General features: G+C 71.0%; 13 protein-coding genes. 11 read left to right on the top strand and 2 right to left on the bottom strand.

Annotated elements, in window-relative coordinates; all coding sequences use genetic code 11:
• The first annotated feature begins 42 nt into the window (after window positions 1–42).
• Together M8542_RS16335 and M8542_RS16330 are read left to right on the top strand one after the other, a co-directional pair.
• Window positions 43–1,182, top strand: a complete 1,140-nt coding sequence (locus tag M8542_RS16335) for a dipeptidase (protein WP_257921003.1) — start codon at window positions 43–45, stop codon at window positions 1,180–1,182.
• A gap of 47 nt (window positions 1,183–1,229) precedes the next feature.
• Window positions 1,230–1,688 (top strand): LapA family protein, encoded by a 459-nt coding sequence (locus M8542_RS16330; RefSeq protein WP_257921002.1) that lies wholly within the window; start codon window positions 1,230–1,232, stop codon window positions 1,686–1,688.
• 96 nt (window positions 1,689–1,784) lie between these two features.
• Here M8542_RS16330 and M8542_RS16325 read toward each other — a convergent pair whose 3' ends face one another.
• A complete protein-coding gene (locus M8542_RS16325) occupies window positions 1,785–2,606 on the bottom strand; it encodes a maleylpyruvate isomerase family mycothiol-dependent enzyme (protein ID WP_257921001.1) in 822 nt (273 codons plus the stop codon).
• Between the two features lie 82 nt (window positions 2,607–2,688).
• On the opposite strand from M8542_RS16325, the gene M8542_RS16320 reads away from it, so the two are divergent.
• Together M8542_RS16320 and M8542_RS16315 are read left to right on the top strand one after the other, a co-directional pair.
• Complete coding sequence (locus M8542_RS16320; protein ID WP_257921000.1) at window positions 2,689–3,480, top strand: Abi-alpha family protein; 792 nt, start codon at window positions 2,689–2,691, stop codon at window positions 3,478–3,480.
• Between the two features lie 4 nt (window positions 3,481–3,484).
• Window positions 3,485–4,720: a DUF445 domain-containing protein gene (locus tag M8542_RS16315; RefSeq protein WP_257920999.1), complete on the top strand. Its 1,236-nt coding sequence runs from the start codon at window positions 3,485–3,487 to the stop codon at window positions 4,718–4,720.
• On the opposite strand, the gene M8542_RS16310 is transcribed toward M8542_RS16315, so the two are convergent.
• The gene (locus tag M8542_RS16310) at window positions 4,717–5,076 is read right to left on the bottom strand and encodes a winged helix-turn-helix transcriptional regulator (protein ID WP_257920998.1); all 360 of its coding nucleotides are present in this window, start codon (window positions 5,074–5,076) and stop codon (window positions 4,717–4,719) included. The genes M8542_RS16315 and M8542_RS16310 overlap by 4 nt on opposite strands.
• Before the next feature lie 115 nt (window positions 5,077–5,191).
• Between M8542_RS16310 and M8542_RS16305 the strand changes: the two genes are divergently transcribed.
• The 7 genes from M8542_RS16305 to M8542_RS16275 all read left to right on the top strand — a co-directional run bounded on the left by M8542_RS16305 (window position 5,192) and on the right by M8542_RS16275 (window position 16,019).
• A complete protein-coding gene (locus M8542_RS16305; RefSeq protein ID WP_257920997.1) occupies window positions 5,192–6,178 on the top strand; it encodes a zinc-dependent alcohol dehydrogenase family protein in 987 nt (328 codons plus the stop codon).
• A 109-nt stretch (window positions 6,179–6,287) separates the two neighbouring features.
• A complete protein-coding gene (locus M8542_RS16300; protein WP_257920996.1) occupies window positions 6,288–9,431 on the top strand; it encodes a patatin-like protein in 3,144 nt (1,047 codons plus the stop codon).
• A gap of 299 nt (window positions 9,432–9,730) precedes the next feature.
• Complete coding sequence (gene ectA, locus M8542_RS16295) at window positions 9,731–10,240, top strand: diaminobutyrate acetyltransferase (protein WP_257920995.1); 510 nt, start codon at window positions 9,731–9,733, stop codon at window positions 10,238–10,240.
• Between the two features lie 15 nt (window positions 10,241–10,255).
• Window positions 10,256–11,509: a diaminobutyrate--2-oxoglutarate transaminase gene (gene ectB / locus M8542_RS16290; protein WP_257920994.1), complete on the top strand. Its 1,254-nt coding sequence runs from the start codon at window positions 10,256–10,258 to the stop codon at window positions 11,507–11,509.
• A gap of 11 nt (window positions 11,510–11,520) precedes the next feature.
• Window positions 11,521–11,907 (top strand): ectoine synthase, encoded by a 387-nt coding sequence (locus M8542_RS16285; RefSeq protein ID WP_257920993.1) that lies wholly within the window; start codon window positions 11,521–11,523, stop codon window positions 11,905–11,907.
• Window positions 11,908–11,939: 32 nt separating this feature from the next.
• On the top strand, window positions 11,940–12,842 hold the full coding sequence (thpD, locus tag M8542_RS16280; protein WP_257920992.1) for an ectoine hydroxylase: 903 nt from the start codon (window positions 11,940–11,942) through the stop codon (window positions 12,840–12,842).
• Between the two features lie 411 nt (window positions 12,843–13,253).
• Complete coding sequence (locus M8542_RS16275; protein ID WP_257921067.1) at window positions 13,254–16,019, top strand: AfsR/SARP family transcriptional regulator; 2,766 nt, start codon at window positions 13,254–13,256, stop codon at window positions 16,017–16,019.
• The last annotated feature ends 160 nt before the right edge of the window (window positions 16,020–16,179 follow it).

The raw sequence follows: 16,179 nt of genomic DNA, 5'->3' as shown, positions 1-16,179 counted from the left end.
CGTTTGTACGGAGCGTATACCGGCTCACCCTACGATCGGGCGATGACTAACGAGGCACTACAGCGTGCTACCAAACTGCTGGACGCCGCCATCCTCGCCGACGGGCACAACGACCTGCCGTGGGAGCTGCGGCAGCACGGCGGCCCCAACCCGGTCGAGGCCGCCGCTTCGCTCGACCTGACCGTCCGGCAGCCGGCCCTGCACACCGACTTCCCGAAGCTCGCCGACGGGAAGCTCGGGATGCAGTTCTGGTCGGTGTACGTGCCCTGTGAGTTCGAGGGCCACAGTGCCGTCACCGCCGTCCTGGAGCAGATCGAGGTCGTCTACCAGCTGGCCGAGCGCTACCCCGACCGGCTGCGGCTGGTCGACACCGCCGACGAGGCCGAAGCCGCGTTCGCCGACGGCCGGATCGCGTCGCTGCTCGGCGCCGAGGGCGGCCACAGCATCGCCGAGTCGCTCGGCGTGCTGCGGATCCTGCGCCGCCTCGGCGTCCGGTACATGACGCTGACGCACAACTTCAACACCACCTGGGCCGACTCCGGCACCGACGAGCCGGCGCACAACGGGCTCACCGAGTTCGGTCGCGACGTCGTGCGCGAGATGAACAAGATCGGGATGATGGTCGACCTCTCGCACGTCGCGCCCTCGACGATGCGGGCGGCGATCGAGGTCAGCTCGGTGCCGGTGATCTTCAGCCACTCCTCCTGCCTCGCGGTGAACGACCACCCGCGCAACATCCCCGACGACGTCCTGGCGATGTTGCCCGGCAACGGCGGGGTCGCCATGACGACCTTCGTGCCGGCGTTCATCTCCCCGAAGGTCAGCACGTGGGACCAGGAGCTGAAGGCCGCGATGGCGGCGGCCGGCAAGGAGTTCCGGAACCTGGCCCAGCGCGGCGAGTTCGTCAAGGAGTGGGACGGCCCGGTCAAGCCGAAGGCCACCGTCGAGGACGTCGTCGCGCACGTCGAGCACGCCCGCGAGGTCGCCGGCATCGACCACATCGGCCTCGGCGGCGACTACGACGGCGTCGGCACGCTGCCGGAGGGGCTGGAGGACACCTCCAAGTACCCGGTGTTGTTCGCCGCGCTGCTCGAGCGCGGGTGGAGTGAGGAAGACTGCGCGAAACTCGCGGGGAAGAACACGCTCCGCGTCCTGCGCGAGGTCGACGGCTTCGCCCGTTAGGGGGTTTGACACAGCGCTCCCCGCGCGCCGGACGGACACTGGACCACATGACGCACGCGCGCGGGGGCGCGGCCGACCGCCCCACCGGCCCCACCAGCCACGACCTGCCCGGGAGCGACGGTCCCGGCCGTCACCAGCTGGCCGAGAACGACGTGCCCGAGGGCGCGCTCGAACCCGCCGAGCAGCGGGCGGGCGACGTCCGGCCCGGCGCCGAGGAGGTCACGCCGGTGCGCCCGGCGCCGTCCCGGACCGCGCCCGCGAAGATCAAGCGGACGCGGATCAGCGGGACCTGGGTCGCGGTGATCGCCGGGCTGGTCGTGCTGGTCCTGTTGCTGATCTTCATCCTGCAGAACCTGGACTCGGTGACCGTGCACTTCTTCGGCGGCGAAGGCAGCCTGCCGCTGGCCATCGCGATGCTGTTCTCGGCCATCGGCGGCGCGGCGCTGGTCGCGCTGATCGGCGGCGCCCGCATCCTCCAGCTGCGCAAGCAAGCCCGCCGCCGCTGAAGCGGCACTTTCATAGGGAAAGTGCCGCCCCCGGGGTGGGAGCTTTCATAGGGAAAGTGCCGCCCCCGGGTGGAGCTTTCGTAGGGAAAGTGCCGGTCAGACGATGATCGAGGTCATGCCCAGGATGACCTCGCAAACGTTTGCGTCGCCGGTTGTGCGCACGCGGCCGACGTCCGCGGTGTTGCGGGTGCAGAGCCGCCAGAACGTGTCCAGGTCCGTCGTCACCGTGGCCAGCGGGGTGCGTGACGGCGGGGCGCCGCGGTCCAGCGTCCAGCCGTCGCGCTCGCGGCGGGCGTGCCACTTGCCCGCCCCGGTGACCGTGTAGCCGACCTGCTTGCCGACCCGGGCGTCGACGTCGCGCAGGGTGTGCGGCAGCGCGCGGACGAACGTGTCGGCGATCGGCTCGGCGTACTCCGCCTCCAGCGGCGTGTGCTCCAGGGCCTCGCGGATCTGCACGTGGTGGACCCAGAACTCCGAATAGTCGCGGGCCGCGTCGAGCCAGCGCGGCGCCGGCTCGGCGCCCGCCCAGCTCACCGGCTCGCCGAGGGCGTCGAGGTCCAGCTGCGCCCAGTACTCGGTGGTCTGGCCCATGAACTCGTACAGCATCGTCATCAGGACGTCGGTCGACAGCCGCCGGCACGCGACGACCCATTCGTCGTTGAGCCGGTCGATGAAGCGGGGGAACGACTCACCCGGGCGGGGGGCATCGGCGGTGTGCCCGTCGCGGCCGCGGGACAGCCGGCCGACCTTGTCTCCCAGCAGGTGGGCGGCGACGTCCTTGACCGTCCAGCCCGCGCACATGGTCGGCCGCTGCCAGTCTTCGTCGGTCAGCGCGCCGAGCAGCGTCATCAGCGCCTGCTCTTCTTTCGAGAAGTACGGGAGGACGTCGATCGGCGGACCCCAGCGCGTCGAACTCATGCTGCACATCATGCCGGTGCTCACACCACCATTCGGCCTACCCACAGGTAGCATCGGCCCGTACGCAGAGGGGAGTGGGCGCGTGAACGCAGAGCGACCGAACGGCCGGGGCACCGGCGACGAGGTGGCCGACCTGGCGCGGCGCGCCGGTCAGCTGGCGGGCTGGGCCGCGCGCACGAGCTTCGCGCTCGGCCGCAGGCTCCCCGGCGTCGAGACCGCCGAACGCACGGTGCGGCAGGTCGAGCACCAGCTGCTGGCCGAGCTGCGGCGGCGGCTCGACGAGGTCGACGACCCGTACCACGCGGCGCTCACCGCGGCCTCGGCGATGAACCGCCCGGCGGTGCCGGGGAAGGTGGAAGCCACCGTCACGCTCGTGCCGGCGCGCGACAACCACGCCGAGCCGCTGCGGGCCGCGATGGCCGAGCTGCTCAACCACTCCATCGGCTTCGGCCGCGAGCGCGCCCGCGAGTACTTCTACGCGATCATCCTGCGCCAGCTGACGCCGGACGAGGCGCGGATCCTGTCGGCGCTGTCGGACGGCTCGCCGTTCCCCGCGGTCGACGTCGTCGAGCGGACCGGGCTCGGCGGCACGGGCCGGGTGGCGCTGCGCAACGCGTCGACGGTCGGCAAGGCGGCCGGGGTGTCGCTGCCCGACCAGGTGCCCGGGTACGTCACGCGGCTGATCGGGCTCGGCCTGATCGACCTCGACGAAGAGGTGCCGTCGCTGGAGACGCAGTACGAGATCCTGCTGACCGACGAGACCGTGCGCGACGCCGAGAAGCACGTCAAACGCGCGAAGTTCGTCCGGCGGACGATCCACATCTCGCGCCTGGGGGCGCAGTTCTGGCAGGCCTGCGACCCGAGCTTCGCCTAGCCGGATGGGGGCCTTCCTCAGCGGCATCCTCGCCGACTTCGCCCAGCACTGGCCCCTCTACGTCTCGATCCCGATCGTCGCCGCGCTGATCGGCTACGGCACCAAGCTCGTCGCGATCCGGATGATGTTCCAGCCGGTCGAGTTCATCGGCGTCAAGCCGTTCCTCGGCTGGCAGGGCATCGTGCCCAAGCGCGCGGCCCGGATGGCGAGCATCGCCTGCGACACGATGACCGAACAGCTGATCAAGCCGGCCGAGGTGGTCGCCCGCCTCGACGCCGACCGCATCGCGAAGGAGATCGAGAAACCGCTGCTCGCGGGCGTCGAGGACATCGTGCGCGAGGTGGCCGGGCACTACCAGCCGGGGCTGTGGGAGTCGCTGCCGGTGCGCGTGCAGCGGCTGGTCATCGAGCGCGTCCAGCACGAGTCGCCGCGCATGGTCGCGGCGGTGCTCGACCTGATCAAGTCCGATGTGGACAGTGTGTTCGACCTGAAGGGCATGGTGGTCACCAGCCTGGTCAAGGACAAGCGCCTGCTGAACCGGATCTTCCAGGAGGCGGGCGCGAAGGAGTTCAAGTTCATCGCGCGCTCGGGCCTGGTGTTCGGCGGCGCGATCGGCGTGATCCAGATGGTGGCCTGGATCCTGTTCAAGTTCCCGCCGATCATGCCGGTCTTCGGCCTGTTCACCGGCTGGTTCACCGACTGGCTGGCGCTGCGGATGATCTTCTACCCGATCGAGCCGCGCAAGTACTTCGGCGTCACCTGGCAGGGGCTGTTCCTGAAGCGGCGCGCGGAGGTCGCGGAGGCGTACGGGTCGCTGATCGCCAAGGAGATCATCACGCCGCACAACGTGATCGAGGCGATCCTCAACGGGCCGCTGTCCGACCGGGTGCTCGCGCTGATCCAGCGTCAGCTGGATCGTGAACTGGGCAACGTGGCGCGGCCGGTGCTGGTGTTCGCGGTGGGCAGCCGGCGCTACCAGGACATGAAGCTGGCGATCGCGTCCCAGATCATGTCCCGGCTCCCGGAGACGATGCGCTACATCGAGGACTACGCGACGGACGCGATGGACATCCGCAACGTGCTGGTGTCCAAGATGAAGGAGCTGTCACCGCACGAGTTCGAGCGCCTGCTGCGGCCGGCTTTCGAGCAGGACGAGTGGATCCTGATCGCCACCGGGGCGGTGCTGGGGTTCGCGGTCGGTGAGGCGCAGGTGCTGGTTCTGGAGCACCTGGCGGCTTAGCCGACGTCGAACGCCTGCCGTGCCGCGCTCACCTTCGCCCGGTGCTTCGCCGCCCAAGCCGACAACGCGTGGAGCGGCTCGTCCAGTTCGGCCGCGTGCGGGGTCATCGTGTACTCGACCCGCGGCGGGACCTCCGGGTAGACCTTCCGCGTCACCAAGCTGTTGCGCTCCAGGCCGCGCAAGGTCAGCGAGAGCATCCGCCGGGACACCCCCGCCAGCGCCCGCTCCAGTTCGCTGAACCGGCGGGGGCCGTCGCCCAGCTGGATCAGGACCCGGATCGCCCACTTGTCGCCCACGAGGTCCAGGACCTCGCGCAGGGAGCACATCTCGGCCGGGAGAACTTCGCCGTCGTCCATCGCTGTGACCTCGTTCGTAACAGGCGTGTGCCGCCGTACCAGGAAAGTGCCGTCTTCCAGCGGGAACGCCAGTGGGTCACGATCGATTCCGGCCACCACCGGAAAGGAACCACGAATGACGAAGACCGTGCGGTTCGCCGCCGAAGGCGGACCGGAAGTGCTGGAGCTCGTCGACGTCGAACTCGGCGAGCCGGGCCCGGGCGAGCTGCGGCTGCGGGTCGAGGCGATCGGGCTCAACCGGGCGGAGGCGATGTTCCGCGCCGGCGCCTACTTCGAACGCCCCGGCGAGTTCCCCGCGAAGCTCGGCTACTCGGCCGCCGGGATCGTCGAGGCCGTCGGCGAAGGGGTCTCGGACTTCGCGGTCGGCGACGCCGTCAACACCGTCGCGGGCTTCTCGATGCGGAACTACGGCGTCTACGGCGAAGCGGCGATCGTGCCCGCGTCCGCCGTGCTCCGCCGCCCGGACGGCCTCGACGCCCTCGAAACCGTCGCGTTGTGGGGCCCGTTCCTGACCGCGTACGGCGCGATCGTCGACGAAGGACACGTCCGCCCGGGCGACTTCGTGCTGATCACCGCGGCGTCGAGCAGCGTCGGCCTGGCGACGATCGACGTCGTCAACCACATCGGCGCCGTCCCCATCGCCGCCACGCGCACCGCGGCGAAGAAGGAGCGGCTCCTCGACGCGGGCGCGGCACACGTGATCGTGACCGACGAGGAGGACATCGCGCTGCGGACCAAGGAAATCACCGGGAACCACGGCGCGGACTTCGTCTTCGACGCGGTGGCCGGGGAGGGCGTGCGCAAGCTGGCCGAAGCCACCGCGAAGGGCGGCGCGCTCGTCGTCTACGGCGCGCTCGACACGAAGGAGACGCCGTTCCCGCTGTGGTTCGTCCCGACCATGCGGCTGTTCAACGCGTTCGACCTGACGCTCGATCCGGACCGGCTGGCCCGGGCCGGGCACTTCGTCCGCGCCGGGGTGCGCGCGGGCACGTTCCGGCCTCGCGTGGACCGGAAGTTCGACCTCGCCGAGATCGTCGAGTCGCACCGGTACCTCGAAGCGAACGGCCAGTTCGGCAAGGTGGTGGTCACCGTGGGCGGGTGACCGTTCGGCCGAGCAAGTCCACCCGAACGGCCGTACACCTGGACGTATCCCCGCGCTCACCTTGCGCCTCTACTGTGCGACAGCGACCACGACCGGGCGGGGGAAGCCCATGGCTGAGCCGACGGACCCACCGGACGTCCTGCCCCGGCAGGAGATCCGGCTCGCGATGACCATGGTCGGCGGCGCCAGCCTCGCCGTCTGGATGGGTGGCGTCGCGAGTGAGACGTCCCAGCTGCTGCGCGAGGCCCGGGGCAGCGCGCCCGCCGGCCACTACCGGAAGCTCACCGGGCTGCTCCGGGCCGACGTCTCCGTCGACGTCCTGACCGGGACGAGCGCCGGGGGCATCAACGCCGCCTGCCTCGGGCTCGCCGAAGCTTTCGGTTCCACCCCCGAATGCCTGCGCGACACCTGGATCTCGACCGGCTCGCTGGACAACCTGACCCGCGACCCCGCCGAGCCCGACCCGCGATCGTTGCTCGACGGCGACCGGGTCCTGCTCGACGGTGTCCGCGGCGCGCTCGAACAGATCGTGCGGGGTGGGCAGCAGCCCGGCGCGGCCGACCTCACCGTGCTCCTCACCGGGACCATGATCGACGGGGAGAGCACCCGCTACGAAGACGCGCTGGGCAACCTCGTCCGCGACACCGAACACCGCATGCTCTTCCGCTTCCACGGTGACCACTGGCGCACGGCGAGCGTGGTCGGGCCGCTCGCCCTCGCCGCCCGCTCCACCGCCTCCTACCCGGGTGCGTTCGAGCTGTCCCGGGTGCCCGTCGGCGCGGAGCAGGCGGACGAGCAGCACCCGGACATGGGCCCGTACACCGCCCTCACCCGCTCGCACTGGGTCACCGACGGCGGGGTGCTGCTCAACAAGCCGCTCCGCCCGGCCCTGCAGGAGATCTTCGCCCGGCCGGCCGCCGCCGACGTCCGGCGGCTGCTGCTCTACGTCGTGCCCACCGGGGAACGGGAAGCCGAGGCACAACCCTGTGATCCCCAGAACTTCCCGTTGCTGACCAACACCATGGGCAAGGTCGTCACCGCGGTGATGAGCCAGTCCATCAGCTCCGAGCTGGAGGAGCTGTCCCGGCACAACGCCGGTGTCACGCGGACCAGGGACACCCGGGTCATCCTGGCCGGGCTCGGGCTGCGCGGCGGCGCGGAGTCGCTGATCGACCAGCGGCTGTCCGCGGCCTACCTCGAACGGCGGACGGCCGCGGACGCGGCCGAGCTCGTCGAGCTGGCCGCCCGGCGGTACGCGCAGTCCCGTGTGGACAGTCCGGAACTGCAGTGGTTCACCGGGTTGTCGCGGTCCCTGCACGAGTCGGTCGGGGCCGGACTGGCGCAGGGAGTGCCGAACGAGCCGCCGGCCACCCGGATGTCTTCGGCGGCGCTCGTCCCGTACCGCACCTCGGCCCTCGCCGACGCTGTCGCCACCGGTCTGCAGCTGATCAACACGGCCTTCCGCCTCGGCCCCGAAGCGGCCGACGCGGCGGTCCTCAACCAGGCCAGGGCCGAGCTGCACCGCGCGCGGGTGGCTTCCGCGCGCGAGGAGAAGCTGGACCAGTGGGTCATGGCCCACCCGGAACCGCAGCCGGCCGAGACCCTCGCGGCATGGGTCCGGGAGCTCGCCCAGGAATGGGCAGTGCTCGGCAAGACGGCGGGTCTCGCCGACGCCTGGTCCGCGGTCGTCGCGGCGCTGCGCACCACGGCACCCGCGTTGCGGCGCCTGGTCGCGGAGCAACCGGACGGGAGCGACAGCGTGCGCACGCTGCTGGACTGGCTCGCGCTCGACAGCGACCCCGACGACGACGTCGTGCGAGCGCGGCTGCTCGCGCTGCACGTCGCCGGCCGCGGGCTGCTGGCGGAGGCGCCGGCCGTCGACCAGCGGGCGGATCTCGTGCAGGTGAGCGCCGATTCGCGGTCGTTGCTCGACATGGCGCGCCGGCGCTCGTGGGACAAGCTGACCGGCATGCAGGCGGGCTACTTCGGCGCGTTCTACAAGGCGTCCTGGCGCGCCAACGACTGGATGTGGGGCCGGATCGACGGCGCCGGCTGGCTCATGCAGGTGCTCCTCGACCCGGTCCGGCTGGGCAACCTCCGGGACCTCGCCGGGCACGATGCGTTCCGCGACGAGGTCCGGGCCACGTTCCTGGCGATCGGCTGGTGCCCACCGCGGGCGGCCGACAACCTCGACCAGGCGGACGTCGACGTGCTGACCCGCCAGCTCGACCAGGAGCTGGGGTTCCTGGGCCTCGACGCCCGGCTGGAGCCGATCAAGGAGGAAGCCGACGTCCTGCCGCCCGCGAGCATGCCGGTGACCGCGCTCGTGCTCGCCCGGGCGCGGCAGCTGGAGATCGCGCGGGCCGAGCTGCCGGTCGTGCGCCGCCACGCGGACGACGACGTCGTCAAGGAGAAGGGCAGTGACAGGAAGTCGAAGGTCTTCCGCGGGCTGGCCAAGCCCGACCCGGCGACCGGCGCGCCGGAGCTGCCCCTCGACGGCGACGACCAGACGCAGCAGACGTTCCAGGCGTGCCGCGTCTCGGCCGAACGGATTTCCGACGAGCGCGGGTCGCCCCTGCTGGTCAAGACCATGATCAAGCTGGCGGCGGCCGGGGTCAACGCGGCGGCCGCGACGGTGCCGCCGTCGACGCCGAAGGCCGCGAAGTCGATGGTCACCGCCGTGCGGGCCACGGCCCGCAGCACCTGGCGGATCACCAAGGGCTCGATGGCGCTCAAGACACCGGGCACCATCGTCGCCGCGGCGCTGGCCCTGATCGCGGGCCTGCTGATGGGCGGCAACGGCAGCGTGGTCGTCGGCCTCATCGGCCTGCCGGTGCTGGCCGGCGGGGTGGTCTTCGTCGTCGTCAACGTGCTGCTGATGTCGAAGAAGTCGCCGCTGGTCTTCGCCTACCTGCTCGCCTTGCTGGCGGTCCTCGGCCTGCTGCTGGCGCCGTTCCTGCCGGTGCTTGCGAAGCCGTTCTTCGGCTGGCTGGGCTCGGTGGTCGCCGGCTGGGGCCGCGGTGACGCGCCGGTGTGGTGGGTTGTCGTCGTGGTCGTGCTGCTGCTGCCGTGGGTCGTGCCACCGCTGGGCGCGCTGTGGCGGCGGGTGCGCCGTGGTGACCGGCGGGCGAACAGCCGGCCGGCGGTGCCTTCGCGCGGGAAGCCGGTCACCTTGGCGACCTCAGCCAGCGTCCCCGGGCCGGACGCGGCGGTCGAGAAACCGGCCGCCGAAGCCGCACCCGAGCGCGGCTGACCGGACGGCTCGCCTCTCAGCGCGCCACCGACCGCCGAGCTGTCCGGTCACCGGCGCCGCTCGTGCGGATGCGTGCGGAATACGGCCCGTCGCCTTGCGGTCCCGCGCGTTTGGAGTCATCGTGCGGAGAGGTCGCGGGCCACGGGCGCGCGGCCCAGGCGCGCGTATGCCCAGCGACCGTCCACTTCAAACATGTTTGTGGGACTCCTCACCGGGTACTCCGCGTCGCCGCAGGTCATTGCGGGGGTCGTGAGCTGCGTCGCTGGCGGGGCGAAAATTCTCTGTTACGTTTCCTGAGTATGTCCGTAACGCACTTGATCGAATCCCCGACCAAGGCGGACGGCGCGGAGCTGTGGCGAATCGCGCGTGATTCCGCCAAGCTCGATCTCAACTCGCCGTACGCATACATGCTGTGGTGCCGCGATTTCGCCGAGTCTTCGGTCGTCGCGCGTGAAGACGGCAAGGCGGTCGGATTCGTCACCGGCTACCGCAGGTCGGCCGAACCCGACGTCGGGTTCGTCTGGCAGGTCGCGGTCGACGCGTCCCAGCGCGGGAAGGGCCTGGCCGGGGCCCTGCTCGACGCGCTCTACACGCGTCTGGTCGCCGACGGCGTGCGTTACCTCGAGACCACCATCACCCCGGACAACGAGGCGTCCATCCGGCTGTTCACGTCGTTCGCGAAGCGCTGGAACGCCTCGGTGGAAACCACGGTGCTGTTCGCCGGGGAAAATTTCCCCGAAGCCGGGCACCTGCCTGAAGAGCTTTACCGCATCGGTCCGCTCACGGCACGCAAAGATCCGGGCGAGTAGGAGAAAAGAAACGTCATGAGCATCTTCGAAGAGCTCGAATCAGAGGTCCGCAGCTACAGCCGCGGGTGGCCGGTCGTGTTCGACCGCGCCCAGGGCAGCTGGCTGTACGACGAGAGCGGAAAGCCCTATCTGGACTTCTTCGCCGGCGCCGGCGCGCTGAACTACGGGCACAACAACCCGCAGCTGAAGCAGGCGCTGATCGACTACATCCAGCGCGACGGCGTCACCCACGCCCTGGACATGTTCACCGTGGCCAAGCGCGACTTCCTGCAGTCCTTCCGCGACAAGATCCTCGACCCGCGCGGCCTGAACTACAAGGTCGTCTTCCCGGGTCCGGGTGGCGCGAACGCCGTCGAGGCCGCGCTGAAGCTGGCGCGCAAGGTGACCGGCAAGGAGTCGGTCATCAACTTCACCAACGCGTTCCACGGCATGACGCTGGGCGCGTTGTCGGTCACCGGGAACTCGATGAAGCGCGGCGGCGCCGGCGTCCCGCTGGTGCACGCCACCCCGATGCCGTACGACAAGTACTTCGACGGCGCGATGCCGGACTTCCTCTACTTCGAGAAGCTCCTCGAAGACTCCGGCAGCGGGCTCAACGAGCCGGCCGCGGTGATCGTCGAAGGCGTGCAGGGCGAGGGCGGCATCAACGCCGCCCGCCTCGAGTGGCTGAAGGGCCTCGACGACCTCTGCAAGCGCCACAACATCCTGCTGATCCTCGACGACGTCCAGATGGGCTGCGGCCGCACCGGGCCGTTCTTCAGCTTCGAGGACGCCGGGATCAAGCCGGACATCGTCTGCCTGTCGAAGTCCATCGGCGGCTACGGCATCCCGATGGCGCTCACGCTGATCAAGCCGGAGCTCGACGTCTGGGAGCCCGGCGAGCACAACGGCACCTTCCGCGGCATCAGCCCCGCGTTCGTCACCGCCAAGGAAGCGATCGACGTCTACTGGAGCGACGACGAGCTCGAGAAGTCGACCAAGGCGAAGGGCGAGCGCATCGCCGCGGCGTTCTCGGGCATCGTCGAGGCCTACCCGGAGGCGAACCTGTTCGCCAAGGGCCGTGGCCTCGCCCGCGGCATCGAGTTCGAGTCCGGCGACCTGGCCGGCCGGGTCTGCGCGGAAGCGTTCGCGCGTGGCCTGCTGATGGAAACCTCGGGCCCCGACGGCGAAGTCATGAAGCTGCTGCCGCCGCTGACCCTCACCGACGACGAGCTGACGCAGGGCCTGTCGATCATCGACGAGTCCGTCAAGGCCGTCCTGAAGAAGTAAAGGAGTACGACGTGCTCGTCCGCACCCTCGACGAGGTCACCGACACCGACGCCGACATCAAGACCCCGAACTGGCGCAGCAAGCGCATCATCCTGGCCAAGGAGGGCGTCGGCTTCTCGGTGCACGAGACCACGCTGTATGCGGGAACAGTCAACGACTTCTGGTACGCGAACCACATCGAGGCCGTGTTCATCACCTCCGGTGAGGGCGAGATCGAAGACCTCGCGACCGGCAAGGTGTACGAGCTCAAGCCCGGCACGCTCTACCTGCTCAACGACCACGACAAGCACCAGGTCCGGCCGCGGACCGAGATCAAGTGCGTGTGCGTGTTCAACCCGCCGGTGACCGGCCGCGAGGTGCACGACGAGAACGGCGTGTACCCGCTGGTCACCGAATAAGAGAACCGGAGAGAGGAAACAGGAGGAAGCCCGTGACGCTCACGGACACCCGGGTCGACGACGGTTACCCGACCCGGATCACCGGTACGCCGGAGCACCTGCCGCGCGTGCACCCCACCGTGTGGGGTACCGAAGCCGACGGCCCGATCGACGCCGCCACGCTGGCGAACCACGAGACCAAGGGTTACACCGTGGTCGAGGACACGCTCTCCGTCGGGGAGGTGCAGACGTACTGGCAGGAGCTGGTGCGGCTGTCCACCGACAAGGAGCTGGCCCGCGACGAGCGCGTCATCACCGAGGCGAAGACCGGTGAGGTCCGGTCGATCTTCGACGTCCACGAGCTCTCGGACCTGATCGCCGAGCTGGTGCGCGACCCGCGCGTGCTGGACCGGGCCCGCCAGATGCTCGGCTCCGAGGTGTACATCCACCAGAGCCGCGTCAACTACATGCCCGGTTTCAAGGGCAGTGGGTTCTACTGGCACTCGGACTTCGAAACCTGGCACGCGGAGGACGGCATGCCGGCACCGCGTGCGGTCAGCTGTTCCATCGCGCTGACCGACAACTACCCCTTCAACGGCGGGCTGATGATCATGCCGGGCTCGCACCGGACGTTCGTCCAGTGCGCCGGCGAGACACCCGACGAGAACTACAAGGCCTCGCTCAAGGACCAGCGGGTGGGCGTGCCGAACGAGGACGACATCACCAGGATGGCGGCCGAGCACGGCATCGACCAGTTCACCGGCCAGGCGGGTTCGGCCCTGTGGTTCGACTCGAACATCATGCACGGCTCCGGCAACAACATCACCCCGTACCCGCGCTCGAACATCTTCCTGGTGTTCAACAGCGTGGAGAACGCGTTGCAGGAGCCGTTCGCGGCGAGCGTGCCGCGACCGGCGTTCATCGCCGGCCGCGACTCGACACCGATCTCGCGTTAGGTAGCAGCCCGCGCGTGACCGACCCGGTGCGCTTTGTTACCGTGTCGCCACCGCGCGGGTGTGTGGCCCGCGCAACAGACGTCTTCGCGGACGATCGGCGGGTGCTTCGCTCGGGGTGAGCCCACCCGCCTGGTCGCCTGCGGTGACGGACGGGCGGACCGCGCCCCCTGGCGGCCCGGCTGTTTGCTCCAACACGACCCCGTACCACCGGATCGGGACCGGTGGTACGGGGTCGTGTCATGTCCGCTGGTGGATGTCGCACCGCTTCCCGCTGAGCGCTACGGAATCCGCAGAAGCGCCAAAACTCCTGGTGCCGGGCCTGCTCGACAGCCGGTGACCACGGTAGGTTGATTTTCCCGGCGAGGGAGACGCCGGGGAAGAACCGTGGACCCCGGGGAGGTGGGCGCGAGCATGGCCGAAACCCGGTTGCAGCTGCTCGGGCCCGTCCAGCTCTTCGACGGCGACGTCGCCATCCCGATCGGCGGGCCCGGCGTCCGTGGCCTGCTCGCCCTCCTCGCGCTCAAGCCCGGCAAGGTCGTCGGGCTCGACGAGATCATCGACGCCCTGTGGGGCCACGACCCGCCGGCGACCGCACGCACCATCGTCCACGGCAACGTGTCCCACCTGCGGCGCATCCTGCGTGAGATCGACGGCCCCAGCATCCTCACCACCCCGCCCGGCTACCGGCTGGCCGCCGAGCCCGACCGGATCGACGTCCACCGGGCGCGCACCCTGCTCGACCGCGCGTCGGCCGCCACCCCGGAGGCCGCCGCCGCGTTGCTCGCCGAGGCGCTCGCGCTGTGGCAGGGCCCGGCGCTGGGCGGGACGCCCGACTCGCTGGACGCCCCCGAGCTCGAAGACCTCCGCCTGGCCGTGCACGGCGCCCGCGTCGACGCCGACCTCGAGCTGGGCCGGCACGCCGAGCTGATCGTCGAGCTCAGCCCGATCGTGCGCGCCGACCCGCTGGCCGAGCGGACCGCGGGCCAGCTGATGCGGGCGCTCTACCACGCCGGGCGCCGTGGGGACGCGCTCGAGCTGTACCGGACCGTCTCCCGCGCCACGCTGGGCACCCTCGGCGTCGAGCCGGGCACCGAGCTGCGCTGGCTGCACGAGCGCGTCCTCAACGACGACCTCCCGGAGCCCTCTCGGGAAAGCCCGGGGGCGGAGCTTTCACGTGAAAGCTCCGTTCCGCGGCGGGAGCCGGTGTCGCAGCTGCCCGCGGCGGTGCCCAGCCTGGCCGGGCGCGCGGACGAGCTGGCCTGGCTCGACGGCCTCGTGACCCGCGCCGAGGCCGGCGAGACCACGATCGCGGTGGTCACCGGCACCGCCGGCGTCGGCAAGAGCACGCTGGTCGTCTGGTGGGCGCACCGGATCGCGACGCGGTTCCCGGACGGCGTCCTGTTCGCGTCGCTGCGCGGCTTCGACCCGCATCACCCGCCGCTGGAGCCGGCCGAGCTGCTCACGCAGTTCCTGCTCGGCCTCGGCGTCGACACCGCGAAGATCCCCGAGCTGCTCCACGAACGCGTCGCGCTCTACCGGTCGCTGATCGCCGGGCGCCGGATGCTCGTGCTGCTCGACGACGCCCGCACCGCCGAGCAGGTGCGCCCGCTGCTGCCGCCGAGCGCGCGGACCATGACCGTGGTGACGAGCCGGTCCCGCCTCGACGGGCTCGCGGTGTCCAACGCGGCCAAGCGGCGCGTCCTCGGCACGCTCGCGCCCGAGGACGCCGTCCGGCTCATCGAGGAGCTCGCCGGCCCGGCCGACCTGAACGCCGCGCTCGCGCGGCTCTGCGGCTACCTCCCGCTCGCCCTCCGGATCGCCGGCGCCCGGCTCTCGGCGAGCGCGCAGCGGACCGCGGAAGAGCTCGTCGACGAGCTGGGCAACGAGCGGACCAGGCTGGCCGGGCTGCAGGTCGACGGCGCCGACGACGGCGTGCGCGCGGCCTTCGACGTCTCCTTCCGCGGCCTGCCCGGCGAGATCGCCGAGACGTTCCTGCAGCTGGGCGCGGTGCCCGGGGTGGTGGTCGGGCCGCACCTGATGGCCGCGGTCGCGCAGATCCCGGTGACCGAGGCCCGGCGGCGGCTGCGCGCGCTGGCCGCGCACAACCTCATCGCCGAGACCGCGCGCGACGTCTTCGTCCCGCACGACCTCGTCTGGCTGTACCTGCGGGAGCTCGCGGAGCAGGAGCTCGGCGAGAAGGAGCGCGACGAGGCACTCGGCTGGACGGTCCGGTACTACCAGGCGGTCGCCGACCGCGCGCGGCGCCGCCTGGGCCGGGTCTCCGACCCGCTCGACTTCTCCGGCGTGCTCGCCGAGGAGGCGATGCCGCCGCTGGCGGGCTTCGCCGAGGCGCAGGACTGGTTCGCGGCGGAGTGGCCGAACCTCCTGGCGGTGGTGGACGCCGCGTACGCCGCGGGCCGCTACGACGACGTCTGGCCGCTGGCCCGGCTCGGGCACACCTACCGCGTCGCCTGCCCGCTGCCGGACGAGTGGCCGCGGCTGGCCGACCTCGGCGTCGCGGCCGCGGAAGCCGCCGGCGACGTCGCCGGGCAGTGCTGGCTGCGGCTCTCGCGGTGCGAGATCGCGCTGACCTTCGAGCTGCCCGGGGCCGGCCTCGCCGACGCCGAGCGGGCGCTGGAGCTGTCGGCCGGGTCCACCGACGCGCGCCTGGTCACCTCGGCCGACCTGCACCTCGGCCGCGCGCTGAGCCGGCTCGGCGAGCACGAGCGGGCCGTCGAGCGGCTGGCCAAGGCCGTCGCGGAAGCCCCGGACGACACGCTGCGCGGCCAGGCGCTCGGCAGCTGCGCGCAGGCGGAGAAGCGCGCCGGGCGGCTGTCCGACGCGATCGGGCACCAGCGCGCCGCGCTGCGGATCGACCGCGAGCTCGGCGACGACGACCAGGTCGTCGTGTCCCTCGACAAGCTGGCGGAGCTCAGCCGCCGCGCGGGCGACCTCGAAGCGGCCGAGCGGCACGTCTGGGAGGCGATCGACCTCGCGATCAGCCGCGAGTTCGTCGTCCGGGAGGGCGGCCTGCGGCTGACGCTGGGCCGGGTGCTGCGGGCGAAGGGCGATCTCGACGGCGCACGGGAGCAGCTGGCGTTGTCGGTGCGCATTTACGAACGGGTGCACCCGAAGCTCGTCGGTGAGGTCCGGACCGAGCTCGCCGAACTGCGGTGAACGTTTCGCGCGACAACTCTTCGCCGGTGATCGAGATTTGTGGCGAGAATGCCGGTTGCGAATGGGTCACGGCCCGGCGTCACCGGTCGATCCTTAGTGGATTCTTAGTGTCGCCGACCGGCGTCCGCGTAGGTTCGGCGGTGCCGGCTGAGCCCTAGGG

It is taken from the genome of Amycolatopsis iheyensis, assembly GCF_024703995.1.
GTDB classification, from domain to species: Bacteria; Actinomycetota; Actinomycetes; order Mycobacteriales; family Pseudonocardiaceae; genus Amycolatopsis; species Amycolatopsis iheyensis.
Note: the sequence above shows the minus strand (reverse complement) of the source record. Positions and strands in the feature narration are given on the sequence as shown.

Excerpts from the sequence above, each read along its gene's own strand:
- M8542_RS16335 (WP_257921003.1), top strand. The coding sequence starts at position 43 with ATGACTAACGAGGCACTACAGCGTGCTACCAAACTGCTGGACGCCGCC.
- M8542_RS16330 (WP_257921002.1), top strand. The coding sequence starts at position 1,230 with ATGACGCACGCGCGCGGGGGCGCGGCCGACCGCCCCACCGGCCCCACC.
- M8542_RS16325 (WP_257921001.1), bottom strand. The coding sequence starts at position 2,606 with ATGAGTTCGACGCGCTGGGGTCCGCCGATCGACGTCCTCCCGTACTTC.
- M8542_RS16315 (WP_257920999.1), top strand. The coding sequence starts at position 3,485 with ATGGGGGCCTTCCTCAGCGGCATCCTCGCCGACTTCGCCCAGCACTGG.
- M8542_RS16310 (WP_257920998.1), bottom strand. The coding sequence starts at position 5,076 with ATGGACGACGGCGAAGTTCTCCCGGCCGAGATGTGCTCCCTGCGCGAG.
- M8542_RS16305 (WP_257920997.1), top strand. The coding sequence starts at position 5,192 with ATGACGAAGACCGTGCGGTTCGCCGCCGAAGGCGGACCGGAAGTGCTG.
- M8542_RS16300 (WP_257920996.1), top strand. The coding sequence starts at position 6,288 with ATGGCTGAGCCGACGGACCCACCGGACGTCCTGCCCCGGCAGGAGATC.
- ectA (WP_257920995.1), top strand. The coding sequence starts at position 9,731 with ATGTCCGTAACGCACTTGATCGAATCCCCGACCAAGGCGGACGGCGCG.
- ectB (WP_257920994.1), top strand. The coding sequence starts at position 10,256 with ATGAGCATCTTCGAAGAGCTCGAATCAGAGGTCCGCAGCTACAGCCGC.
- M8542_RS16275 (WP_257921067.1), top strand. The coding sequence starts at position 13,254 with ATGGCCGAAACCCGGTTGCAGCTGCTCGGGCCCGTCCAGCTCTTCGAC.